The organism is Halostella pelagica (assembly GCF_004762015.1).
Lineage (GTDB): Archaea > Halobacteriota > Halobacteria > Halobacteriales > Natronoarchaeaceae > Halostella > Halostella pelagica.
Genome location: NZ_SJES01000005.1, coordinates 190,444 through 213,563 on the forward strand (window position 1 = coordinate 190,444; position 23,120 = coordinate 213,563).

Annotated in this window: 24 protein-coding genes and 1 pseudogene; 11 read left to right on the plus strand and 14 right to left on the minus strand. The window is 63.9% G+C overall.

All coding sequences use genetic code 11. The features are described from left to right. Window position 1: 1 nt before the first annotated feature. Window positions 2–955 (minus strand): phytoene/squalene synthase family protein, encoded by a 954-nt coding sequence (locus tag EYW42_RS13475; RefSeq protein ID WP_135535814.1) that lies wholly within the window; start codon window positions 953–955, stop codon window positions 2–4. A gap of 234 nt (window positions 956–1,189) precedes the next feature. On the opposite strand from EYW42_RS13475, the gene EYW42_RS13480 reads away from it, so the two are divergent. After that, window positions 1,190–1,567, plus strand: coding sequence for a universal stress protein (locus EYW42_RS13480; RefSeq protein ID WP_135535815.1), 378 nt, complete (start codon window positions 1,190–1,192; stop codon window positions 1,565–1,567). Window positions 1,568–1,648: 81 nt separating this feature from the next. Here the strand turns inward: EYW42_RS13480 and EYW42_RS13485 are convergent, their stop codons facing one another. The 3 genes from EYW42_RS13485 to EYW42_RS13490 all read right to left on the minus strand — a co-directional run bounded on the left by EYW42_RS13485 (window position 1,649) and on the right by EYW42_RS13490 (window position 4,247). Next, on the minus strand, window positions 1,649–2,725 hold the full coding sequence (locus tag EYW42_RS13485; RefSeq protein WP_135535816.1) for a hypothetical protein: 1,077 nt from the start codon (window positions 2,723–2,725) through the stop codon (window positions 1,649–1,651). A 6-nt stretch (window positions 2,726–2,731) separates the two neighbouring features. Next, complete coding sequence (locus EYW42_RS19515; protein WP_161972949.1) at window positions 2,732–2,893, minus strand: hypothetical protein; 162 nt, start codon at window positions 2,891–2,893, stop codon at window positions 2,732–2,734. A 67-nt stretch (window positions 2,894–2,960) separates the two neighbouring features. Beyond that, on the minus strand, window positions 2,961–4,247 hold the full coding sequence (locus EYW42_RS13490; RefSeq protein WP_135535817.1) for an ornithine cyclodeaminase: 1,287 nt from the start codon (window positions 4,245–4,247) through the stop codon (window positions 2,961–2,963). 127 nt (window positions 4,248–4,374) lie between these two features. On the opposite strand from EYW42_RS13490, the gene EYW42_RS13495 reads away from it, so the two are divergent. Further along, window positions 4,375–5,649, plus strand: coding sequence for a carboxypeptidase regulatory-like domain-containing protein (locus EYW42_RS13495; RefSeq protein WP_135535818.1), 1,275 nt, complete (start codon window positions 4,375–4,377; stop codon window positions 5,647–5,649). Window positions 5,650–5,655: 6 nt separating this feature from the next. On the opposite strand, the gene EYW42_RS13500 is transcribed toward EYW42_RS13495, so the two are convergent. Both EYW42_RS13500 and EYW42_RS13505 read right to left on the minus strand, forming a co-directional pair. Beyond that, window positions 5,656–6,711 carry an NAD(P)/FAD-dependent oxidoreductase gene (locus EYW42_RS13500; RefSeq protein ID WP_135535819.1) on the minus strand — a complete coding sequence of 352 codons (1,056 nt, stop codon included), beginning with the start codon at window positions 6,709–6,711 and terminating at the stop codon, window positions 5,656–5,658. Between the two features lie 167 nt (window positions 6,712–6,878). Next, window positions 6,879–7,316: a universal stress protein gene (locus tag EYW42_RS13505; RefSeq protein WP_135535820.1), complete on the minus strand. Its 438-nt coding sequence runs from the start codon at window positions 7,314–7,316 to the stop codon at window positions 6,879–6,881. Window positions 7,317–7,448: 132 nt separating this feature from the next. On the opposite strand from EYW42_RS13505, the gene EYW42_RS13510 reads away from it, so the two are divergent. Further along, the gene (locus tag EYW42_RS13510) at window positions 7,449–7,877 is read left to right on the plus strand and encodes a hypothetical protein (protein WP_135535821.1); all 429 of its coding nucleotides are present in this window, start codon (window positions 7,449–7,451) and stop codon (window positions 7,875–7,877) included. 17 nt (window positions 7,878–7,894) lie between these two features. Here the strand turns inward: EYW42_RS13510 and EYW42_RS13515 are convergent, their stop codons facing one another. Continuing rightward, window positions 7,895–9,052 carry an NAD(P)/FAD-dependent oxidoreductase gene (locus EYW42_RS13515; RefSeq protein WP_135535822.1) on the minus strand — a complete coding sequence of 386 codons (1,158 nt, stop codon included), beginning with the start codon at window positions 9,050–9,052 and terminating at the stop codon, window positions 7,895–7,897. Window positions 9,053–9,136: 84 nt separating this feature from the next. Between EYW42_RS13515 and EYW42_RS13520 the strand changes: the two genes are divergently transcribed. Beyond that, the gene (locus EYW42_RS13520) at window positions 9,137–9,736 is read left to right on the plus strand and encodes a hypothetical protein (RefSeq protein ID WP_135535823.1); all 600 of its coding nucleotides are present in this window, start codon (window positions 9,137–9,139) and stop codon (window positions 9,734–9,736) included. An 86-nt stretch (window positions 9,737–9,822) separates the two neighbouring features. Further along, entirely contained in the window at window positions 9,823–11,019 is a 1,197-nt protein-coding gene (locus tag EYW42_RS13525; protein WP_135535824.1) for a redox-regulated ATPase YchF, read from the plus strand. A 114-nt stretch (window positions 11,020–11,133) separates the two neighbouring features. Here the strand turns inward: EYW42_RS13525 and EYW42_RS13530 are convergent, their stop codons facing one another. From EYW42_RS13530 to EYW42_RS13540, 3 genes are all read right to left on the minus strand, one after another. Further along, window positions 11,134–11,262 (minus strand): phosphohydrolase, encoded by a 129-nt coding sequence (locus tag EYW42_RS13530; protein WP_135535825.1) that lies wholly within the window; start codon window positions 11,260–11,262, stop codon window positions 11,134–11,136. A 108-nt stretch (window positions 11,263–11,370) separates the two neighbouring features. After that, the gene (locus EYW42_RS13535; RefSeq protein WP_135535826.1) at window positions 11,371–13,329 is read right to left on the minus strand and encodes a hypothetical protein; all 1,959 of its coding nucleotides are present in this window, start codon (window positions 13,327–13,329) and stop codon (window positions 11,371–11,373) included. Then, window positions 13,326–14,132: an alpha/beta fold hydrolase gene (locus EYW42_RS13540; RefSeq protein WP_135535827.1), complete on the minus strand. Its 807-nt coding sequence runs from the start codon at window positions 14,130–14,132 to the stop codon at window positions 13,326–13,328. The genes EYW42_RS13535 and EYW42_RS13540 overlap by 4 nt, the downstream gene beginning before the upstream one ends. Before the next feature lie 270 nt (window positions 14,133–14,402). Here EYW42_RS13540 and EYW42_RS13545 point away from each other — a divergent pair, with 270 nt between their 5' ends. The 6 genes and pseudogenes from EYW42_RS13545 (at window position 14,403) to EYW42_RS13570 (ending at window position 18,067) form a co-directional block, all read left to right on the plus strand. Next, window positions 14,403–14,870 carry a phosphotransferase family protein gene (locus EYW42_RS13545; protein WP_161972950.1) on the plus strand — a complete coding sequence of 156 codons (468 nt, stop codon included), beginning with the start codon at window positions 14,403–14,405 and terminating at the stop codon, window positions 14,868–14,870. A gap of 216 nt (window positions 14,871–15,086) precedes the next feature. Next, window positions 15,087–15,434 carry a nuclear transport factor 2 family protein gene (locus EYW42_RS13550; protein WP_161972951.1) on the plus strand — a complete coding sequence of 116 codons (348 nt, stop codon included), beginning with the start codon at window positions 15,087–15,089 and terminating at the stop codon, window positions 15,432–15,434. Window positions 15,435–15,610: 176 nt separating this feature from the next. Then, window positions 15,611–16,213: pseudogene (locus EYW42_RS13555) on the plus strand (IS6 family transposase). Between the two features lie 103 nt (window positions 16,214–16,316). Next, a complete protein-coding gene (locus EYW42_RS13560; RefSeq protein WP_135535830.1) occupies window positions 16,317–16,772 on the plus strand; it encodes a hypothetical protein in 456 nt (151 codons plus the stop codon). Window positions 16,773–16,815: 43 nt separating this feature from the next. Next, a complete protein-coding gene (locus EYW42_RS13565; RefSeq protein WP_135535831.1) occupies window positions 16,816–17,475 on the plus strand; it encodes a DUF7546 family protein in 660 nt (219 codons plus the stop codon). Window positions 17,476–17,611: 136 nt separating this feature from the next. After that, the gene (locus EYW42_RS13570; protein ID WP_237561334.1) at window positions 17,612–18,067 is read left to right on the plus strand and encodes a nucleoside deaminase; all 456 of its coding nucleotides are present in this window, start codon (window positions 17,612–17,614) and stop codon (window positions 18,065–18,067) included. A 121-nt stretch (window positions 18,068–18,188) separates the two neighbouring features. On the opposite strand, the gene EYW42_RS13575 is transcribed toward EYW42_RS13570, so the two are convergent. The 4 genes from EYW42_RS13575 to EYW42_RS13590 form a co-directional block, all read right to left on the minus strand. Continuing rightward, window positions 18,189–18,449: a cytochrome C oxidase subunit IV family protein gene (locus tag EYW42_RS13575; protein WP_135535832.1), complete on the minus strand. Its 261-nt coding sequence runs from the start codon at window positions 18,447–18,449 to the stop codon at window positions 18,189–18,191. Between the two features lie 8 nt (window positions 18,450–18,457). Beyond that, window positions 18,458–21,010 (minus strand): cbb3-type cytochrome c oxidase subunit I, encoded by a 2,553-nt coding sequence (locus EYW42_RS13580; RefSeq protein ID WP_135535833.1) that lies wholly within the window; start codon window positions 21,008–21,010, stop codon window positions 18,458–18,460. Continuing rightward, window positions 21,007–21,861 (minus strand): cytochrome c oxidase subunit II, encoded by an 855-nt coding sequence (gene coxB, locus EYW42_RS13585; protein ID WP_135535834.1) that lies wholly within the window; start codon window positions 21,859–21,861, stop codon window positions 21,007–21,009. The genes EYW42_RS13580 and coxB overlap by 4 nt, the downstream gene beginning before the upstream one ends. Before the next feature lie 758 nt (window positions 21,862–22,619). Beyond that, the gene (locus EYW42_RS13590; RefSeq protein ID WP_202613901.1) at window positions 22,620–23,030 is read right to left on the minus strand and encodes a type IV pilin N-terminal domain-containing protein; all 411 of its coding nucleotides are present in this window, start codon (window positions 23,028–23,030) and stop codon (window positions 22,620–22,622) included. Window positions 23,031–23,120: the final 90 nt, after the last annotated feature.

The window sequence follows — 23,120 nt, forward strand, 5'->3', positions numbered from 1 at the left end:
CTCATCGCACGGGGACCGGATCCGGCGGATCCACTTCGTACCTGTCGACGTTCGCGTCCGGCAGCGCGCTGACGCGCCGAAACACCTCGACCGGGTCGTGGTTCCACTGCCAGTGCCAGCGGGTCCGGGCCGCGAGCCAGAACTTCCGAGCGGTTCCCAGACTCGGCGTCGCGGATAGCACGTCGTACTCTCGGGCGCGGATCAGGCGATGATGGTCGGCGTACAGCACCGCCGACAGCAGGACGGCGAACTGGCAGTCGCGCGGCAGATACTTGATCCCGGCAACCCCCTGGCGGTAGAGTTGCTCCGTCCGAACGAGTTCGTCCCGCATCACGTCGGCGAACTCGGGCGTGAACTGGAGGTTCTCGACCTGTGTTTCGGTGACGCCGTGACGTTCCAGCGACTCCAGCGGGAGGTAGATGCGGTCCATTTCGACGATGTCTTCCCGGACATCGCGCAGGAAGTTCGTCATCTGGAACGCCTCGCCGAGGGCGACTGCGTGGGGGAGCGCGGTTTCCTCGTCGTCCGTCTCCATTATCGCGGTCATCATCGCCCCGACTGCCGCGGCGGACCCGCGCATATACGTCCTGAGGTCGTCGTACGTCTCGTACCGACTCCTGTCGATGTCGGTCTTCATCGCATCGATGAACGTGTCGATCTCCTCGTCCGGAACGCCGTACTCCACCCGGACGTCCTGAAACGCCGCCAGTACTTCGGATTCGGGGTCCGCCCGACCGAGCGCTTCCGCTCGCAGCGATTCGAGGCGAGCGGCCTGTTCGTCGGTCGGAACGCCCTCCGCGTCGTCGACAACCTCGTCAGCGATACGGAAGAACGCGTAGAGGACGTACGTCGGGTGACGGACCCGCTCTGGGAGGACCCTCGTCGCGAGGTGGAAGGTCTTCCCCGTTCGACGCTGGATCGCCTTGCTCTCGCGGACGCGACGGTCGTCAGCCATTGGTGGATTCAAACGGGCTGTTGAGTGTCCCAGTCGGGCTGGTTCGACGATGCATGAATCTTCCATTGCTAAGGATTCATCGATTATAATGATACCCCCTGTAACGACAGGACAAAAGGCGAGTGGAGACCGCGTATGGCTCGGTTACATGACCGCCGAGAGGTGCTCCCCGGAAGGCCACGCGGTCACTGCACGGTCAGTAGAGCTATTGCCATCCGTTCGCCACCACTCCGTATGCTGTATCTCGTCGGAACGGACTCGGTCCACACGAGCGCCGACATCTGTGACTATCTGGAGTCGCGCCTCGACGGCGACGACGTGGTCGGGATCGCAGTCGTCGAGTCCGGCGGCGGAACGGCAGAGCGCGACCGGCGGGAGGCGTTAAACGTCCTTCGCGTCCGGCTGAGCGCCGTGGCAACCGTCGGGACGGCGGTCAGAAACGGCACCGTGGCCGAGGAACTACGCGAGGCTATCGCCGAGCGAGACGCCGACGAACTCGTCGTCTGCTCGCGGCGGGGCGGCCCGGGCGCAAACCTCGGACCGGGCGGCTCAGTCGGCGACCTGATCGCCGACCCGCCGCTCCCGGTCACGGTGGTACCGCGTTCCCCGTAGCGGGCGTCGGACTATCGTAGTCACTGAAACGATTTACACGCTGATCGCATCGCTGTCGAGCGATCTGGTGTGCATTGATTTTCAGTGACTACTACTGCGGGACCGGTCCGCTTCGTCGCGGTCCTCCCCGAACCGCGCCCTGAGCTGGCTGCCGTGGCCGCGTCGACTACCGAACTGGTGGTCCCGCTCGCTCCGGCCGCGCTCGCCGCCGAACTGCCGCTCGCCCCCCTGTTCGGGCGATTCCTCGGCCGGAGGGTTCCCGAAGTGGCCGCCGACGCGGCCGGTGAGTCCCTCCTCGCGGTAACTCCCACGCTGGCTCCCCTGCGACGGGTTGCTGTTGCGACTCTGACTCCGGCGACGGGACCCGTGCTGGCGGTCGGTACCGCGGTCGGTGTGGTCGGCCGACTCAGTTTCGCGGCGGGTGCGGCCGGTCGTCCCGGTGTCGCCGGCGCTGTGACCACCGAACTCGTGACGGCTAGAGTGGCTGGTGGTGCCCCGGTCGAGCGTCTGCTCGGTCACGCTGCCGTGTCGCTCGCCTTCTGGTATCTGTCCCTGAGTACGCGTCTCACGGTACTCGTCCGGCGTTTCGCCGCCGCCCTGCTGGCGAGCGTCCTGACGGGCGTCTTCTCCCCCCAGCGGGCCGATGTCGCCGAATCCGGCGCGGTCCGTTCGGCCCTCCTCGTCCGTGCCCGCCTGCCGTCGGTTGGTCTGGCGGTCGTTCGCGCCGGTTCCGGCCGACTCTCCGGCGTTCGTGTGCCGGGGCATGTCGCGGTTACGTCTCGCGTAGTCGCCGACCCCGCGACCGCTTTCGGTCCGGTCACCCCTGTCGCGTTCGCCCGCGTCACGGTCGCGGTTTGTCGTTTCCTCGTCGCTACCGAACAAACTGCTGAGGAAGCCGCCGCTATCGTCGTCAGACTCCTGCCTGTCGGAGAGAGTGTCACCGCGGGCACCGCTGAGTTCGCGCGACCGGCGTCCGTACCGCTTGTTCGTGCTTCCGGACCGGGTCTCGCTCCCTCGCTGAGACTGATTCGATCCGCTCCGGCGCTGATCCGTATCGCGCCGGTTCGATCCGCCGTGAGGGTGGTTCGAACCGGCGCGTCGTTGATTCGACTCGCCGCGGTCTGTCGATCCGCTCTCGCCTCGTCGCGACTGTGCCATCTCTCTCTACGCCCAGCCTTCGTGGGACTCGTCGCCCGGCGAGTGGCGGGCCTGGCCGCCGCGGCGGAGGTCGCCGACGTCCTCGTGTTCGTCGGTGACGTCCGCGTGTTCGAAGTGTTCGTTCGGTCCGTACGTGCGTCGCTCGTAGTACTGTTGTTCGTCTTGCATCGTCCCCAATCCCCGGTAGAACGTGCACTCGCGAGCGTCTTAGGCGTAGGGCAACGCCTCCGTTCTCCTACTGGTCGAGTAGGTTATCCGCGAGCATCGGGACGAACGTGCCGATGTCCGAAACCATGCCGATCGCCTGTGCGCTCCCGCGGTCGAGCAGTTGCGTGACGGTCGAGGGGTTGATGTCGACACAGACGACGCGGGTCGTCGAGGGCAGGCAGTTGCCGACCGCAACGGAGTGAAGCAGCGTCGCGAGCATGAGCACCATGTCGGCGTCGCGGGCCTGCTCGCGGATCGCGTTTTGAGCCTCGACGGCGTCGGTGATGGTGTCGGGCAACGGCCCGTCGTCGCGGATGGACCCAGCGAGGACATAGGGCGCGTCGTTCTCGACGCACTCGTACATGATCCCCTCGGTGATGACGCCGTCCTCGACTGCGGCCTCGATCCCCCCCGCGCGAATGATCTCGCTGATGGTGTAGATGTGGTGCTTGTGGCCTTTCCGGGGGTGTTCCATCGTCTCCATGTCCATCCCGAGCGAGGTGCCGTAGAGGCCGCGCTCGATGTCGTGGACGGCGAACCCGTTGCCGGCGCTGATCGCGTCGACGTAGCCCTCCCGGACGAGGCGGGCCAGGTCGTCGGCCGCGCCCGAGTGGATAAGCGCCGGGCCACAGACCGCGAGCACGTTTCCGCCCTCCTGTTTGGTCTCCTCGACGGCGTCCGCGACCTTCGCGATAAGCGATTCGGACGGCCGTTCGCTGCTGACCCCGCCCTGCATGAAGCCGAACGCGCCGCCCTCGTCGCCCCGCGGCCGCTCAGGCGGTTCGACGCGGATGCCCGCCTCGCCGGTGACGATCATGTCGCCTTCCTCGACGGCGTTGAGGACTTTCGTGTACGCTTTCGGTCCGACAGCCCCCCGCTCTCGCAGTTCCTCGTCGTCGCTCGCTCCGTCCGAGTCGCCTCGCGTCCCGCGCTCGACGACTACCGCACAGTCCATCTCGATGTTGTCGACGGGGATCCACTCGTCGTCCACGCGGACCTTCGTGGGGTGGTTCGTCATGGAGTAGAAATCCGTCGGCACGACCTGGTCCTCGGGAGCGGGTTCGAGCGTCGCGTCGGAGGGGTCGAGCAACGTCGCCCCGTTCTGGTGGAGTTCATGGAGGATCGACCGGAGGTCGTGTTCGGTGTCGGCGGAGACCGCCAGACGTGCGTACGACTCCTCGTGTTTGTGCCGGCCGATATCGAACTGCTCGACCTCGAAGGAGCCGTCCATATCCATGATGAGACCGAAACAGCGACCCATCATCCCGGAGTCGATGATGTGGCCTTCGAGTTCGACGGTACGCGTGGCAGTCATGAGGAAGGCATAGCGAGAGGACGACAAGAGCGTTGTGGAGATGACACGCCGCCGGAACGCAGAACATAACAGACTATTTACTATAACGGAGGTGAAATTTAAGTAACCAGTAAACAACACCGCGAATATGAACCGTTCGGCGGTACTCGTTGCACTCCTCCTGATCACGAGCGCTCTCGGAGCCACTGCCCCCCTCGCGGGGGCCGACTCCGACGAATCAACCCCGTCCGCGACAGCTGACGGCGGTACTCCGGACCTCGTAACGCTGGAACTCTCGGTCGTCGACGACGACGGTACACCCGTCGGGAGAGCGGACGTGAACGTCACCTACGACGGCGGATACAACGAGACCACGACAGTGTCGAACGGCCGCGCCCTCGTGGACGTTCCCCGGGGCGTTTCACCCTCTATCTACATCGAGCACGACGACTACGTTCGGAACTTCCCCGTCGAGCCCCAGTCTCTGGAATCGAACACTGAGATTGAGGTGACGGTCCATCCCCGTGCGAACGCGACTATCGACGTGAGCGACGACAGCGGTGCCGTCGACGGCGCTCGGGTTTCGCTGAAGAAAGACGGGGACCTTCGAACCGTCGAACGGGGCCGAACTGACGCGGACGGGACGTACCGGACTGACGGTATCGAGGCCGGCGAGTACACCGTCAGGGTAGTCAGGGAGGGGTATCTGAAGGACGAAGTCGAGTTCACGGCCGACGGCGAAACGACCGTCTCCGCCGAACTCGAATCCGCCCGGACGAACGTGGACGTGACCGTGCGAGACGGCCACTTCAACAACTCGACGCCCGTCGGCGATGTCAGTATCACGGTGTCGAACGACGGCGACGAGGTGACGACGGTCCATACGGATACACGGAACGGCGAAGCGGCGACCCGTCTCGGCGTCAACACGGAGTACACCGTCACCCTCGAACACCCGGAGTACGAGACGGTCGAACGCGAACTGGAGATCGACGAACAGGACGACGTGGCTGTCACGTACAACATCACGCGAACGCCCGGCATCTCGATCGAACCGGCGCAAGATAGCGTCGATGTGGGCGGAACAGTCCGCATCGAAGTGACCGACGAGTACGGGCAACCGATCGGCGACGCCGTCGTGTATCGCGGCGACGAGGAAGTCGGCCAAACAGACGGTAACGGCGTTCTGAGCGTCCCCATCACCGCCGCCGGCGAGTTCGAGATCACCGCGGAGTCCGACGGCCTGACCGCAGACGCCGTCACCGTCGAGGGCGTCGGCGAAGCGACCGAGACTGCGACCCCCGATACGAGCGGCGACGGGGAAGAAACCGATAGCGACGGCGGCGGCTTGCCCGGATTCACCGTCTGGGTAACGGTGATCGCCCTGGCGGCGACGCTCGTCGCGTTTCGCCGTCGCGACTGACGCAGTTCACCCGCCCTGCCCAAGTAGTTCTCCGGTTTCTATCCCGCTGACCAGCGCGGAGTGCAACCGGCCGTCGCCAGCGACCCAGTCGCCGGCGAGATAGAGGTCGTGATCCCGCGCTCGTTCGACCGTCCCGTCCGCCACGCCGTCGTCCGGGAGCGCGTATCGCCACTCGCCGATGTCGTGCCAGTCCGGCTCCGCGAGGCGGTCGTCGTCGAGCAATTCGGACGCGTGCTCCGCCGCGTCCGCGGCTATCCCGTCGCCCTCGTCGCCGTACCGCGACGCCGACCAGTCAGGTGCCATCTGGACGACCAACAGCGACTCGCCGCCGGGAACGTGGCCCGGCTTGCACTCCTCCCGCGAGAGCCACCCGACCTCGTGCTCGCGGTCGGTGTTGACGAGTGCGTAGTGCGGCACGTCGACGGAAAACGGGTAGTGGAGGGCGACCGAGATGATAGTACGGTACGGGACCGCTGCAACCGCCTCGCGGATCCGCTCGCAGACCGGGTGATCCCACTCCGCGGCAGCGAGGACGTCCGCAGTGTTCGGGGCGGTCGGCGTCAGCACGACCGCATCGAACGCTCCGTTTCGAACGCGCCCGGCACGTTCCCCGTCCGCCGAACCGTCGCTCGTCCACACGACCCATCCGTCGTTCGTCCGTTTGAGCGACTCGACAGTCGCCTCGGTTCTGACCGTGGGGTCTGCGGCATCGCAGAGACGGACGGCGAGCGTTGCGATACCGTCCTCGTACGTCCACTTGTGTTCATCGGCGTCCCGTCCCGGCGACACCTCGCCGTCGGCGTCGAACGTCCACACCGGGCCGTCGACCTCGACCAGACCGTCCGAGAGCGGTCCCCTAACGAGTTCCGTGACCCGCGAATCGCCGTCTTTCAGGTAGTTCGCACCGTAGTCGTACGCACATCCGTCACGGTGGCGAGTCGCCGCGCGTCCCCCTATGTCGTCGTCGCGTTCGAACAGAGTGACGTTCGCCGCTCTGTCGCGGAGCGAGTACGCCGCACCGAGGCCAGCGACGCCGCCGCCGACGATAGCGATAGACTGCATCGCGTCCGAGTACGCACTGCCGGCCAAAAGGTTCGACGAGTCATGTCGGACGAAACTTCTCGACGAGGTTCGACACGGCGGTGTGACGACAGTCTTCGTGGGCCCCCGACCGGTGTATCTCAGTCTTCGTTGGCCGCCGCCCGACAGTATCAGCCGTCGCCGACTCCCTACTCGTTCTCGATGTGGACGACCAGGACCGGTCGTTCGGACTCGTCGACGACTTTCTCCGTGACGCTTCCCATGTTGACGATGCGGTCCCGGCCCGAGCGACCGTGCGTGCCGATAGCGATCAGGTCGACGCCGTGATCGTCGGCGTACTCCAGCAGTTCCCGGTGAGGAACACCTTCCCGAAGTTCGGTCTCGACGTCGAGAGTCGTTTCGTCGAGTCGGTCGAGAACCGCGGTGATCGCCGACTCTCCCTCCTCTTCCAACTCCGCCAGGACCTCGTCCTGTTCGTCTTTCCCCGCGGCGAGGTAGACGCGGCGGTCGACGACGTGGACGACGTGAAGCGTCGCGTCGTGATTGGCCGCGATCTCGCGGGCGTGAGAGAGCGCCGTCATCGTTCCCTCGCTCCCGTCCGTCGGCATCAGAACATCGTCGTACATGGGCTGACGATCTCAGTCCACGCACTTGAATCGAACCGTGATCGCGTCTCCATCGGTCGACGTAACGCCGGCCGGAAACGAGAGATTAATGAGTGGTGGTTCCTGTGTACCGGTAAGTAAGGTCGACTTTCGATGGGTATAATCGAATCTCTCGGCGCTGTCGTCGCTCTCGTCGTCGTTCTCGGCGTCGGTACCGTCGTCCACGAGTACGCCCACGCTTCGGTACTCCGAGCGGGCGGCATTCCGTACGATACCGAGTGGCTCCCCGACCGCGACGGTACCGACCTACTCCGGGCGGGCGCGTTCGGCACGTGGGCCGCGGTAACGCCGCAGGCGCTCCCCGAGAACACGTCTCCGTGGCTACTCCGCACGTCGGCGCTGATGCCGCTGGCGCTCGCGACGCCGTTCACCCTGATCCCCCTGGGTATCGTTCCGGACCCCGTTAGCACCGGTAATCCGTACGTAATCACGGGCAGCGTCGCGTGGTTGGCGTGTGCGCTGCCCAGTCCGCAGGACTTCTCGCTCGTCTGGTACGCCGAACAGGCTATCGCCGAGGCGTGACGGCCTCCGCGGGTCAGTCACTCGTCCGGCGTCATCCCCGCGTGGTCGTTGAGCGTCCGGTGGCGACGCATCCGCGCCCGCAGGTCGTCTGCTGCGGCAGGGGCTTCGATGTCTTCGGCGTCGCGGTCGGCGCACTCCTCGGAAGACAGCGGAAACCGCCGGATATCGTGGTGGATGGCGATGCCCGCGTACGCGCCGTCGCCGATGGCGACCGGCGTCTGGTTCTGCCCGTGGGTCACGTCACCGACGGCGTAGAGGCCGTCGACGCTCGTCTCGTAGTCGTCGTCGACGGCGACGGACCCATCGTCGTTGAGGTCGCAACCGAGGTCGGCAGCGAGGTCGGAGTTGTATGACCGTCCGTAGACGGCGAACCCGCCGGCGTATTCGCGGGTGGTGCCGTCGCCGAACTCCAGTCCCCCGATCCACGGCGGGTCGGCCGCTCCCTCGTCCGGAAACGTCGACGCGACAGTTCGTGAGAGGACCTCGATGGGATGCGTTTCGACCTGTGTTGCCGTCTCGTCGTCCCAGGACGGGTCCTCGCCGTTTAACACCAGATCCACGTCGCCGGTGAAGTTGAGCAGGGTCATCGCGATCTCCGCGGCGTGGTCGTCGTGGCCGACGACGAACACGCTGGCGTCGCCCAGCGTGTACGCGTCGCAGTGGAGACAGTAGTGAAGGCCGTGACCGGTGTACCGCTGGAGATCCGGAACGCGCGGCGCTTCGTCGGTGAAACCCGTCGCAAGCACGACGCGGTCCGCGAAGATGTCCGCGTGCGCGGCTTCGACGTGAAACCGGCGGCCGCTGTCCGTCGCTTCTCCCGCTTCGCCTCCGTCACTCGTCGAGGGTCTGTCGGCAGGCGTCTCTTCGCCGCCTGTCTCCGCTCCGTCCGTCCCCGTCTCTCCGTCGGCAACCCGCTCGACGCTCGTCACGGCGTCCTCGTAGTAGTCCGCTCCGTACTCCTCTAACTGGGCAACCGCGACGGCCGCGAGTTCCGGGCCGGATGTATCCTCGGAGACGCCGATCAGGTTGTGGACGGCGTCGACGAGTTCGTGTCGGCCGCCCTCGCGCGTGACGAGCGCGGTGCGGTGACCGAGACGGGTCGTGTACAGGGCCGTCGTCAACCCGGCCGGACCGCCGCCGACCACGATCACCTCGTAAGACGGTTGTCGAGTCATACTCGGGGTAGGGCGTCGAGCCAGTTCATCGCCCGGGTCGACGTTTAACTAAGTCGCCGTCGTAGATCTGTCGTCAGAGAACCGATGAAACTCAAGAATTTCTTCAGCGCACCGGCGCAAGGTGAAAGGAGACAGAACCAACGCGATGACGAGGCGATAGGGGAAAGCGGCGGTCGCCTCCGCAGGCAACTCCGTTCGGGACGGCTCGCTATCTGGACCGGTGCGGTCTGGATCGTTCGCGGGCTCCGCTCTCGCGAAAAGCGGGGCCGGAGACTCGCCCTCGGTACTCTCGCGCTGGGCGTTGGTCTGCTCCAGCGACGCGCCCGCCGGGAAGGACAGGAGACGCTCTCTAGCGCCGAATACACGGACACAATCACCGGTTCCAAGGACGAAGGGATCGAAGCGGAGACGGAAATGACTGAAGTCGAACTCGGGGGGTCCGACGAGAGGACCGACGAACCGCCGGAGGACATCCAGACGGACATGGAAGCGAGCGGCGAGATGACCGACGACGAGGAGGACTTCGGGCTCGACGAGGGCGGAAACGACGACAGTCCCGGCGACACCGAGGTGGTGTTCGACGACGAAACGGAGGAGACCGACACCGAGGTGACAGGTGTGGACGCAGACGAGGGAGAGGAGACGACGTTCGGAGCGGACGACAAGGAGGAAACCGAAGAGTAACCCGCCGGAGACCGTGGCACTGTGACGCTTTGACGAAGCGGATTCGTTTGGTAACTCTTTCCTGCCGCGCCCGGTCAGGGGGCGTAATGACCCACAAGATCGGCCTCGTCGGGAAACCGTCGGTCGGGAAGTCGAGTTTCTTCAACGCCGCGACGATGAACGACGTGCCGGAGGGCGCGTACCCCTTTACCACCATCGACCCGAGCGTCGGCGAGGCGTACGTCCGCGTCGACTGCGCGGCACCGGAGTTCGGCGAAACCTGCACGCCGGAGACGGGCTACTGTCAGGACGGGAAACGGTTCGTCCCAGTCAAACTCGTAGACGTGGCGGGGCTCATTCCCGGCGCACACGAAGGAAACGGACTCGGAAACCAGTTTCTGACGGACCTGAACGAGGCGGACGTGCTCGTCCACGTCGTCGACTTCTCCGGGAAAACCGACCTCGAAGGGGAGCCGACGGAGGACCACGACCCGCGCGACGACATCGATTTCCTGGAGAACGAACTCGACATGTGGTATCTGGACGTTCTGGAGAAAGGCATCGAGCGCCACCGCTCCGGCTACGACGGGGAAGAGTCGAAGGTCGAGGTCGACCTCGCGGAGCAGATGAGCGCCTTCCGGACGAACAAAGACGAGATCAAACAGACCATCCTGTGGCTCGACCTGCCGCTCGACCCGGACGAGTGGGACGCCGACGACCGCGCGGCGCTGGCCCGCGAGATCCGCAAACGGACGAAGCCGATGGTGATCGCCGCGAACAAGATGGACACGCCGGAGGCGCAGTCGAACTACGAGGAGATCACGAACGACCCCGAGTACGACCATCTGACGGTCGTGCCGACCAGCGCCCACGCCGAGAGGGCTCTCAAGACCGCCGCCGAGGAGGACTCGGTCGACTACCGGCCCGGCGACGACGATTTCGAAGTCACCGGCGACATCGCAGAGGAGCAGGCGGAGGGGTTAGAGCAGATCCGCGAGTTCGTCGGCGCGTTCGACGGAACGGGCGTCCAGCGGACACTTGAGACCGCCCTGTTCGACGAACTCGGCGGCGTAGCGGTGTTTCCCGGCTCCTCGAACGGCGTCGTGACCGACGAGGGCAAGGTGTTGCGGGACTGCTTCATCCTGCCCGAGGGATCGACGGCGGAGGACTTCGCCTATCACCTCCACTCGGACATCGGCGACGGGTTCCTCCACGCCGTCGACTGTCGGACCGAGCGCCAGATCGGTGCGGACCGGGAGCTAGAGAACCGTGCAGTCGTCGAAATCCTCTCGACGAATCAGTAGTCGGGCGACTCACGGCGGCTACTTTCCCGGTCGCAAGAACTCCGGCAGTCGCTCGGACCGCCACGAGAACCTGGCAGTCGCTCGGCCAGTGCGAGAAAACTCGGCGTCGAACGTCTATTCCGCGGGGTTGTTACCGCGCTCGAACAGGTACACCATCTCCCACAGCGCGTCGTCCATGTCGCCGTCCTGGGACGCCTCTTCGAGTTTGTCGTACAGGCTGTCGGAAACCTCGATCTCGGGCATTAGTCGTGTGTGCGACCCCCGAGAGTAAAAGCGTACTGTGATTCGAAACCGAGTTAATTTACGCCCTCTTGCGGTTTCTGGACTGTCTGTGGGTGTCGTGCGCCCGTGTCAGCGCCGCGCGTACGCCAGGCTAAACGTCTCGACCGCGTCGCGGTCCGCCGCGATCAGGTCTCCGGCGCGGTCCGGCGTCGTGAACGCGCCGGTACCACCGTACGGCATCGCGTACAGCGCCTCGACGGACGCTCCGCCCGCCGCGTCGGCAGTCGGGAGCGTCCCGCCGTCCAGCAGCGACCGCGGTACCCCGTAGCAGACGGCCGCGGCATCGGTCCGAGCGACGGCGACACTCGCATCGAGGGCGTCGCGGTCGTCGAGAGACACGGCGTCGAGAGCCGAGAGAGCCGCCCCCTCGATCCAGAGGTCGAACCGGTCGAGCGGCCGGAACTCCGCGTCGCGCTCCGCCCGACGGAGCGCCGACCGAACGTCGAGCGCGTCCGGATAGACGAGCACGTCGAGCGGCACGCTCGGACGGCGGCGGTCCACGCTGACGGCGACCCGCGTCGTGTCACCGTCGGCGAGGGTCACCCGACCGGTCGAGTGCCCAAGACAGAACTGACCGAACGTCCCGAACCTGCGGTCGGGGACGATCTCGGTCGCCTCGCGTTCCGTGACGAACGTGTCGGGGGCGCACGGCCGGACGTAGACGCCCCGGAGCGTGGTCTCGTCCCGAGACTCGATACGAAGGTCGAGGGTGTCGCCAAGAAACCGCTCGCGGTCCAGTCCGCGAAGTATCGACACGTGCGGCCCGTCGTCGAAGCGGTACTCCCCGTCGGCGTAGCTCCCGATATCAGCGAGGAACGTCCAGTCGCCGTCCGTCGACCGCAGCGAGACGCTGTGGTCGTGAAAGCCGACCGCGTCGGTGTGAACCCAGAGGTCGAACCGCTCCCGCGGGTCGTACCCCTGCCGGGTCGGATGGGTGCCCGACCAGGCGTACTGGTACCGGTCGCGGGCGACAGTGAACGTGGAGACGTCCGGCCGATCCCCGAACTCCTCGGCGTCGCCCTCGTTCGGAACGTACGGGTCGAACCCGGTGCGCGTGCGCTTGTACTGGTTCCGGGAGTACCAGCCGACGCCGTCGGCATCGGCGTCGAGCGCCGTCCACAGGTCCTGACGCATCGCTGTCTTGCTCGGCGTGTGGTTCGGGTTGATCGTGTGCGCCTGGCCCATGTAGAACACCTCGCGGCCGTCGACGCCCTCGCGGGCGTTCTCGATCAGGCTTCGGATCGCGTCGTTCGCCGGTTCGGCCCCGGCGTCTTTCTCGTACCAGCCGCGGTAGAAGTCGACGAACGCGAAGTCCGGCAGCGCGTCGCGGTCGCGGAGCGACGACAGCAGGTTCGCGTACGTCTCCGGCGTCTTCGAGTCGACGACGTAGGGGAAGTGGACGAAGATGCCGACGTCGATGTCCGGCGCGACGTCCCGTATCGCCTCCCGCTGCGCCGCGAACACCGCGGGGCCGTGTTCCCGGAGGTTCGCGACGGACTCGGCAGTCCACTTGCCCCCCTCGGCCCACCGGCCTGAGACGGGGGCTTCCTGCCAGAGGACGATCCGGCCGCCGTCGACGCGGTCGCGGTACAGTTCGGCGACGCTCCGGAGTCGGTCGAGATGCCGCCCCCGTCCGTCGTCGTCGGTGACGAACTCCCCGGCCGTTAGCTGGTTCAGGATGCCGGTGTTCAACCAGACGTCGACGCCGCGTTCGGCCGCCGCCTCGACGTGCGGGCGGACGGCGTCGACGACATCCGGCACGTTGACGTTCGTCTTCACGAGGACGACGGCGAGGTCGTGCCGGTCGGCGAACGCGAGGACGTTGTCTCGGAGTCGGTCTGTCGTCCGGAGCGACCCGTTCAGCCAGACGAAGTCCTGCCGGTCGTCGTTTCGCACTGCGGGCACCGACCGGTCGGCCGTCTTACGCCCGCTAACGTCACCAGCGACGAGGAGACTGCCCGCGACGCCGCCGGTCGTGCGGAGCCAGTCGCGCCGCGTGACGTCCGGGAACGCTCGACGCCCGGTCATTCCGCACCGGAGGGAAACGCCGACAGCGCTTCCCGGTAGAACTGTTCGACGGCCCTGTTGTACGCGGCCGGTTGGTGGAGGTTACAGGTGTGGCCGGCGGCGTCGACGGCCTCGACGCGGGTGTTCGGGGCGACCGCCGCGTGGGCGTCCTCGCCGCGCCGAGAGAGCAGGTCGCCCTCCCCGTTGAGGATGAGCGCCGGACCCGAGTACGCGCCGAACTCGCGGCGGAAATCCCGGCCGGCCAGCGCTTTCCCGGCCGTGCCGAACGGTCGGAAGTAAAACCCCGCGTCGATTATCCCCCGCTTTTCGTCCTCGTGCAGGTCCAGTTTCCGGATGATCCGCTTCCAGACCGAACTGTATCCTCTGCGGACGAGTTTGCTTTTGCTCGCCAGTCGCGAAACCGCGCTGACGACTCGCGTGAGGGTGCCGAGCAGACCGGTCGGGTTCACGCTGCTGCCCGAGATAACCAGTGCGTCGACCTTCTCGCCGTGTCGCGCGGCGTACGCCGTCGCGAGATACCCCCCGAGCGAGAGGCCGACCACCACTGCGTTTCCGTCCGCGACCGTCTCGACAACCCGGTCGAGCAAAGAGAGAGCCTCGTCGAATCGGAACTCCTCCGCGGCGCGCTCACCGTGGCCGGGGAGATCGAACGAGATAACCCGGAACTCCTCGCCGAGTTCCGATTCCTGCGGCAGCCACATCTTTCGCGTCAACGTCACCCCGTGAACGAACACGACAGCGGTCGCGTCCGAGTCTCCCGTAACGGTGACTCCGCGCAGATCCGTCTGTGACGATCCCACCATACCACCGACCTACGACGAACCTCCGTTTAGTAGTCGGGGCCGGGTCGTCGCCCTCCAGGCTCAACAGGAGTGGTGTGCTGAATATAGTGCACATAATTAGCAGTTTAGTCGACTCCGATCCGGTTCGTAGTCAGTCGTACGGGCAGGAAGCAACTAGATAACCAATCCACACCATCTACCGGTCGAGGCCGGCAAAACGGCGTCTACGAGGTTACGTAAGACGATCGGAAAGCGATCCTGAAAGTCGGAGCAGTGTCGGGTGACTGCGTGTTGACTGAACCCCAAATCCTGCAGCTCATTCGCGAGCACACGGCAATTTCGGTCCCCGAGGTACTCGGAACGTCCAGGGACCTGCTGGAGTATCCTCGCTGTCTCTACGAACGGGTACCCCGGCAAACGTTCCCGGGCCGGCCTGTCATCGAGTCTCCCGATCTCCTCGCCCGGATCTGTGAGGAGGCTGGCCGGCACTTGGCCGACCTCCATAGCACCGATACCTTCGAGCACTGTGGACCTCTTACTATTGGCAACGACGGTGTGACAGCAGCGAACGTAGCCGACGACCGGCCATCGGGGTTCCAGCAGACGCTTGAGGCCAAAATCGACCAGTTTGGGCCACGGTTCGAGCCCTACTTAGAGACGCTTTACGAACACACCAGCGAGGCGGCTACCAAGTGCCGCTCGACCACACACGTCACGCCTGTCCTGGCCCAATGGACTATCGTCCCGCGAACCTCGTGATCGATCCCGATGCCAACTGCGTCACCCAGGCCGTTCTCGACTGGGCGGGGGCCGCCGCGACGCCTGCCGCATACGAACTCGCACAAATTTACATTTGGCAAAATTAAATACCAAATTACATAATCTTAGTTATAAAACAGATACTTAAAGTCTGAATAAATCTGGCGAAGAGCGCTGCACGACAATCTTGATACTGATGGAAAGGAAACCGTCGGTGTGCCAGTTAATACTGATCAGACGCTGTCAGAGATCGTTCACAACCAGCTAGACGCCTACAACAACACTGATGTTGAGGAATTCGGTCGGTGGTTCGCAGAAGATGCAGTCATCAGTAACCTCTCAACAGGCGCAGATATGGCACAGGGTCGATCAGAAATCCGCGATCAGTATGCACCTCTGTTCCAGGAATACCCGACTCTTCAATGTGAGGTGTTAACTGAACTGACACTTGGCAAATTCGTATTTTGTCACGAGAGGGTTACGGGGATGGACGAACCTCTAGAGGTCTTTGCGATCTATCTGGTGGAAGGAGACCAGATTCAGAGGTTGTGGCTCACTAAGTGATAGCGGCTGGTGTTCGTAGAGTGATATATTACAGAGTGTGAGTAGCTAGCCAAAGTAGTTTGTGTCGTCCCGGACCTGAGTAGAAAGTCGCTCCTACCGAAATCACTTAGCGTCAAAGAAAGGGCGGTGTTCAGATAAGGATCGAAAGGAGAGGCGTGGTGTTTTCTGAGTGGTTCATGCCCGAAAACACACGCCTCAGCGGTAGTATCGACCAGATCGACCTAGAGTTTGTTGAACGTGAATCGACGCCGCGACTGCTGATGGAGATAGGTATTCAGTTGCATCTGGCTGAATTATCGCTTTAGAATACAGTTTCGAGTCTTTAGATATTCGGTGTTGAACGTACGCGTTCAACTGTGCATAATTGGGTTCACAAAGCCGATCTACAGCCAGAGACTGGTCAATCGCCGGAACACGTTTCGGTTGACGAAACCGTGATCTAACTCAACGACGAGCAACACTGGCTGTACGCCGCGGACGATCCAGAAACCAACGAATTACACCATACAAAGCTCGAACCGACGACGAACAAGGTTATCGCTCACGTGTTTTTCGCGGAACTCCGCGAAAAACACGATGTTGATGACGCCGTGTTTCTCATCGATGGGACACTCTCACTGAAAGACGCCTGCTCACGACACGGCCTCGATTTCAGATATGCCAAACATGGAAACCGGAATAGCGGCGAACATGTCTTTCGTGCGGTAAGGCGGCGCACTTCTTCATTCTCAAACAGTTTCAGCAACGCCGAAGCAACGACAGCTGACGACTGGCTCTGATCGTTTGCCTTCGCGTGGAATCAGCTGATCTGAACACGACTGTCGTCGCGGAGCAAACGCTTATTATCTCGGGCGGACGACGTGAGTTACAGGTGGAAGGGGAATGGTAACACTCACCATAAGCACGGTCGTGACGGGGCTGTTACTGGTGGCGGTGGCCGGCGCGACGGTCGTCGGGTCGCGCCGTGCGGCCTCCGGCGGCAGTCCCACGCACTCGCAGGGTGCGGAAACCGCCGACAGCAGCGGCGACCCCGTCCTCCCCGGCGAGCGACTCCTCGCGCGTCTGTACGACGACGTGGCCGCGTGGATCGTCGGCTTCGTGATCGTCACTGTCGGGTTCGCGGCCGCCGGCGTGTTCGCTCTCGGCGACCCGGCGACGCTCGGCGACATGCTCCCGATGCTGTTCGTCGCCATGTTGGCGCTGTATCTCCTCGCCGGCGTCTACCTCCTCGGTCGTCAGCGAGGGCATTCCAGCGCGCTCGCCGTCGCCGAGAGCGCCACCGCGTTCGGCGTGTTGCTGGTGGCGGGCGTCGTCGTGAAACTCGTCGCGGCCGGATGAGCGTGAGACTGACCGCCCTCGCCCGGCGACGGCGGTGGGAGCGATGAGCGGCGCGACCGGGCACCGACTCGACGCGGTGACGTCGCGCCGAGATGTCCGGCTACTCGTTCTCGCCGTCGCGGCGGAGTTGCTCCTCGTCGCGGTTCACTTCCGGGTCCGGCCCGGCGAACCGACATCGCTACGCTACGTCCTCTACCCGTTCGTCTGGATCAATCTCGGCGTGCTGGCGGCGGTGAAGACGCCCCCGCCGAACGCGTCCCGCCAGCGGGAGGCGGTCGCGCTTGTCCTCGCCGTGGCGTACTTCGCCGTCCTGGCGACGGTTGGCGGTCTCGTGGGGCTGACCGGCGACCCCCAGGGGCCGCTCGGCACCCGCTTCGCCGTGCGCTCGCCGGGGTGGGGTCCGGTCCTGTCGTACGTCTCGCCCTCGTTTTACGTCACCTTCGTGCCCTATCTCGCGGTCGGCTATCTCTCGCTCTCGTATCTCCTCTACGTCGCGACGACGAAGGCGCTGAGCGCGACCGCGCTCGGCGGCCTCGGCCTGATCGCCTGCGTCGGCTGTAGCCTTCCGGTGTTGACGACGCTCGCCGCGGGCGTGGCCGGATCCGCCGGTGCCGCGGCGGCGTACGCGCACTCGGTCGACATCGCGACCGCTGCGTTCGTCGTGACGGTGGCGCTCCTGTACTGGCGACCGGGGATCGAGTGATCGATCGGCGAAACCCGTACTGCGATCCGAGGAACGCTATCTGCCAAGTACGTGTGAGTGTTTCGCTGTCGATTCCGCTCGTGATGAAAACCGCTCGGGGAGTGGAACTACGTAGTGGCCGAACCTGTGTCCGGACGTGACCGACCCGAACTTCGATCACGACTCGCACATGCGCAAGGCCTTCGCACTCGCCCGCGAGGCCGCCGACCGCGGTGACCGGCCGTTCGGTAGCGTACTCGTCCGCGACGATACGGTCATCATGGCCGACTCGAACCGCGTAGTTACCGAGAACGACATCCGTCGTCATCCCGAACTCCACCTCGCGTATCGGGCCTGTCGAGAGTTCGACCCGGACGACCGCGCCGAGACCGTCATGTACACGAGCACGGAGCCGTGCCCGATGTGCGCCGGCGGAATGGCCAAAGCTGGATTCGGACGGGTCGTCTACAGCGTCGGCAGCGACGAGGTCGCGGAGTTCACCGGCAACGAGCCGTCGGTCCGATCGGCAGAGATCCTCGACGGGATCAGTGAGGTTGTCGGTCCCGTGCTGAACGATACGGGACGCCAGATTCACCGCGATTTCGACTGGTAAGCAAGCGACGACGAACCGACTCTCACGGAGGTGACCCCGAACTGGAACGACCGCTACATCTGAACTCCGTACCGGCGCACTCTCCTCTACGGGGCCGCGTAGATTCCCGACCACAGCCACCTCACATGATCGAGAACGCGGCCGCCGTCGTGAGCACCAGCGCGACGAACAGGCTCCCGACCATCAGCGCGGTGAGCGACCGTGGTTCGTGGACGAGATGCTGGTAATATCCGGCGACGAGAACCGCCTTCACTGCCGACAGCGCGAGGATCGCCACCAGCCCGGTCCAGTAGTCGAACCCCGCGAACTCGACAAGTACCTGGACCGTCGCGAACACGAACAGGACCACGTAGATTATCGTGTACAGTTTGATTTTTCTCATGGTGTCACCTACAGGATGTAGAACAGCGGAAACAGGAACAGCCAGACGATGTCCACGAAGTGCCAGTACAGCCCGAAGTACTCCACCTTCCTGCTCCCCTCCTCGCCGAGGTACGCCCCCTTCAGCGCTTGCGCTATCATGAACAGGGCGATGAGCAGACCGATAATGACGTGTGCAGCGTGCAGGCCCGTCGTCAGGAAGAACGTCGACGCCTCGACGCTGCTGCCGACGGTGGTCCCCTCGTGGAACAGCTCCTGCCACTCGATACCCTTGTTGTAGAGGAACCCGACGCCGAACGCCACCGTAGCTCCCAGGCTGGCGACGAGGCCGCGCGTGCTCTCTCGCTTGGCCGCGACCAGCGCGAGCACGACCGTGAAACTGCTCGTCAAGAGCAGATACGTGTTTATCAGTCCCGGGATCGGATCGTGCGGGACGACGTGCCACGCCGTCCACCCGTAGGCGACCCGTATGAACACGTACGACCCGATGAGTGAGCCGAACAGCACCACGTCGGACGCCAGGAAGATCCACATCCCGAGCTTCCCGTTTTCGACCCCCTCGAACGGCCACCGCTCCGCGACCGCCATCTCGGGGACGTGAAACGACTCCCGGCCGAGGCCAACGAACGAGAACGCGCCCATCACCAGGCCGACGCCCGTGAGCGCGGGATACATCGCCGTGTCCATCCGGATCCCCGAGAGCCCGAGGAACGTCACGTACGCCGAGAGCCCGATAGCGAGCGGCCAGTAGCTCGCGTGGTCGGGATGTTCCTCCTCGGCTTCCGCATCCGGGAGCGCGGTATCGGCCGTCTCGTCGCGGGCGATCTCGGGACGAGCCGTCTCGGCCGTTACGGTCCCGCCGTCTGACTTCGGGGGGTCGGATTCGGTGGCCGGGTCCGCCGCGGCGTCGAGGGCGTCGTCCCCCGGCGCGGTGCCGCCGTCAGCCACTTCGCCCCCGCGACCGGGCGTCAGGAACCGGAGGCGGCCGTCGCCGTACGAGGGGAGGCCGGGGAAGTTCTCGAACGGCGGCGGCGAGGAGACGGACCACTCCGCCGACGACGCGTACTCCCAGGGGTTCCCGTCGACCTCTTCGCCAGCGAACAGGCTCTTGTAGAGGTTGTAAAACATCACGAGAAAGCCCGCCGCGAGGACGAATCCACCGATCGATGCGAGCTGGTGCCACGCGACGAAGCTCTGGTGGTACTCGAACACGCGCCGGGGCGTCTCCCAGGCGACGAACATCGGGAAGTACAGCAGGTTGAACCCGACGAAGTACAGCACGAAGTGGACCTTCCCGAGGAACTCGTCGTACATCCGCCCGGTTATCTTCGGATACCAGTAGTAGAGGCCGCCGAACAGCGCCGTCGCCCCGCCGACCATCACGTAGTGAAAGTGCGCGACGACCCAGTAGGTGCCGCGGAACTCGTAGTCCAGTACGACCGCGCCGAGGAACACGCCGGTGATGCCGCCGATGATAAACAGCACGAGCGCGCCGAACGAGAAGAGAAACGGCGTCGTGTACCGGATCTTCCCTTTCACCATCGTGTAGATCAGGGCGAACACCATCAGGTCGAACGGCAGGGAGATGCCGATGGTCGTCGCCATGAACAGCGTCTTTATTTCCAGGCTGATCGCGGTGAGAAACATGTGGTGCATCCAGACGAAGAAGCTCTGGATCGCCACGAGCACCATCGCCGCGATGAACCACTTCCGGCCGACGATCCGCCGGCCGCAGAACGTCTGGAAACACTCGGCCATGATCCCCAGCGCGGGGAAGAAGACGATGTACACCTCCGGATGGCCGAAAAACCAGAACAGGTGCGCCCAGAGGAGAGATCCCCCCTCGGTCGCCTGGAAGTACACCGTGCCGACGATGCGGTCCGAAGCGAGAATGAGTAACGCCGCCAGAAGCGCCGCGAAGGCGAACAGCATCATCCACACCGTCAGAAGGATCGTCCAGCTAAACAGCGGCAGCTTCAGCGTCGTCAGCCCCTCGGCTCGCTGGCGGTGCATAGTCGTGAGGAAGTTCACGGACGACACCGTCACCGACGCGACGAACAGCATCAGCGCGAGGACGGCGGTCGTCCCACCGACTGTCGGCGTGTACGCCGGCATGTTCAGCGGGGCGTACATCGTCCATCCGCCAGAAAACGTCCCGCCGAGGAAAAAGGAGGTACCGAACAGAAGCCCCGAGAAGAGATACAGCCAGTACGAGAGCGCGTTCAACCGGGGGAACGAGAGGTCCTCGGCCCCTATCTGGAGGGGAACGACGTAGTTCGCGAACCCGAACGCGAACGGGGAGATGAAAAAGAAGATCATGATGAGCCCATGGGCGCTGACCGTCTCGTTGTACGCGCCCGGCGCGATGACAGTCTGGGTCGCCGTCCACAGTTCCACCCGCATGAGGAGCGCGAGGACGCCGCCGAACACGAGGAAAAAGAGCGAGGTCACGATGTAGAGGATGCCGACGTCCTTGTGGTTCGTCGTTACCAGCCACCGTTTTACCGCTGTCTGTGGGGGCAGTCCGTCGTGGCCGTTCTCGGCGTGAGCGTCCTCGGTCATGGTTCGATGGGGGTCGGTTCAATCGCGTGGTGGGGGGTCGTAACGGAGGTACCGCCCGCCAGCCGTCCCTCCGTGTCGGTGTCTGTCTCGTTCGACTCGTCGTCAGCTTGCGTCTCGTTCTCGGCCGCGCTCCGGTTGTCGTACCAGTCGTGGAACTCGGACTGCCTGACCACGACCACGTCCGCGGTCATATACGAGTGACCGCTCCCGCAGAGCTCGTAACACCGGGCTTCGAACTGTCCGGTCTCGTTGGCGACGAACCACGTCTTCGTCGTCTGCCCGGGGATAGCGTCGGTTTTGATGCGTTGCTCTGGGACGCCGAACGTGTGGAACACGTCGTCAGACGTGACCGTCAGGCGTATCGGCCGGTCCTGCGGGACGACCAGCGTGGAGTTCGTGTGTCCGTTCGGATACGTGAACTGCCAGCCGAACTGGTAGCCCGTGACCTCGATTTCGAGCGCTTCGTCCGTCTCCGCTTCCGTCGGTCCCTCCTCGTAGTAGCCGAGCACCCCGTACGTCCAGCCGATAAGCGAGACGACGATGATCGCGCTGAAGAAAAACGAGACGAACAGCTTCTTCCCGCCGCCGCTGCCGGACGGGAGTTCGCCCAGTTCCGGCCGGGAGACGTCGCCGCTATCGGCCGTCCCGTTTCCGTCTCGGTACTTGTAGGCGTTGTACGTCATGTACACGACGACGACGACGCCGACGGCCGTCCCGATGACCAGAAACACCAGGAATATCTCCCGAAAGATATCGAACGTCGTCTGGATGTCGTCAGCGCCGCCCGAATGCAAGGCGTGTTCGACGGTAACGTTTACCAACCCCTTACCGAAGGACGGATCTATACCCATCGTTCGGGACATTCTTTATTTCTATTGAACACGCTGTCACTTATCCGTTACGGGGATGTCGCCGTCGTCGCCGAACACGTTCGGAGAGCGGGCCGAATCTGTCGGAAATAGCGGGAGGTGTGTTTCTCGGCCACCTGCGCTGGAATCATCTACCCAGTCGGGAGACCTGATCGCTTCGCAGATATGTCCTGTCTCGACTGCGTTGACCGCTCTTGGGACTGCTGTAAGTCATTTCGGCATCGACCGCACGCCCTCGCGCGGTCGTAGCGGTAACACAGTAGACCCGCTCAGACAGCGATCACAGCGCCGGGACCATCTCGGAGGATGACCTAGCCGAGCGAGTAATCCCTCGGCATTCTGTCCTCGGGGGCGCTCCTGCGTCGTCGGTCGACCTACCCCAGACCCTCAGACGCGAACCGACGACACAGGATATCGTGGGCGGTAACAGGGGTTTCTTACCTCGTATGTCGATCAGCGGGAATCGAGCTTCGTGGACACCGTCCGGGTCGAGGGTCGAATTCCCCTTGTCTCCGAAACACCGATAATACCGGGTTAAACGCCCGAATAGGCCGCTAACCACTTTATTACTAAGTCCCTGTGTACGCAGTTACAACTGTTGTTGTCATGTGGCTCGCGTGTAGGGGCGCGGGCCTGCCGCTAACTGGTGAGCGACGCGTCGACTGACTCTGCAGTTTCGTTGGCCGCGCTGAATAAAAGATACCGCACAGAAACCCGTAAAACGGGAAGTTGGCAGTCGGTTACGGGACCGAGCCTTCGCCGATCGTGTTACTGGAGTCACCAGACGACCCCTCCCAGATAACCAGAACGTCGTCTCCGCTATTGATACCTCCAGCATTCTTCTCCTCAATGTCCATGGAGGATCCAGCCGACAAATCAGTAACGGTCGTGGAGCTTTCAGGGTTAATAGCAGTAGAACCCCCAGTAGATGACCTTCCAATTGAGAAGGTCAGCGTACTATTATCTATGTCGTCTCCCCCGTCGTGGCTGATGGTAATGGTGTCGGCGGCGGCGGTACCCCCATCAAAGCCATTTGAATTGTCATAGTAGTCGAAGCTCCAACTCGCCTGCGGTGCCGATTCCTGACTGCCACCAAGATCGAGAACGAACGCCCCGATCACGGCCACCAGAATCACTGTAATAGAGACCATGAGTATCACGCCGATAACAGGCGAAATCGAATCGTCATCTGTGAATAATTCTTTTAAATCTATTGTGTTGTGGTTTGTAGGATGACGTAT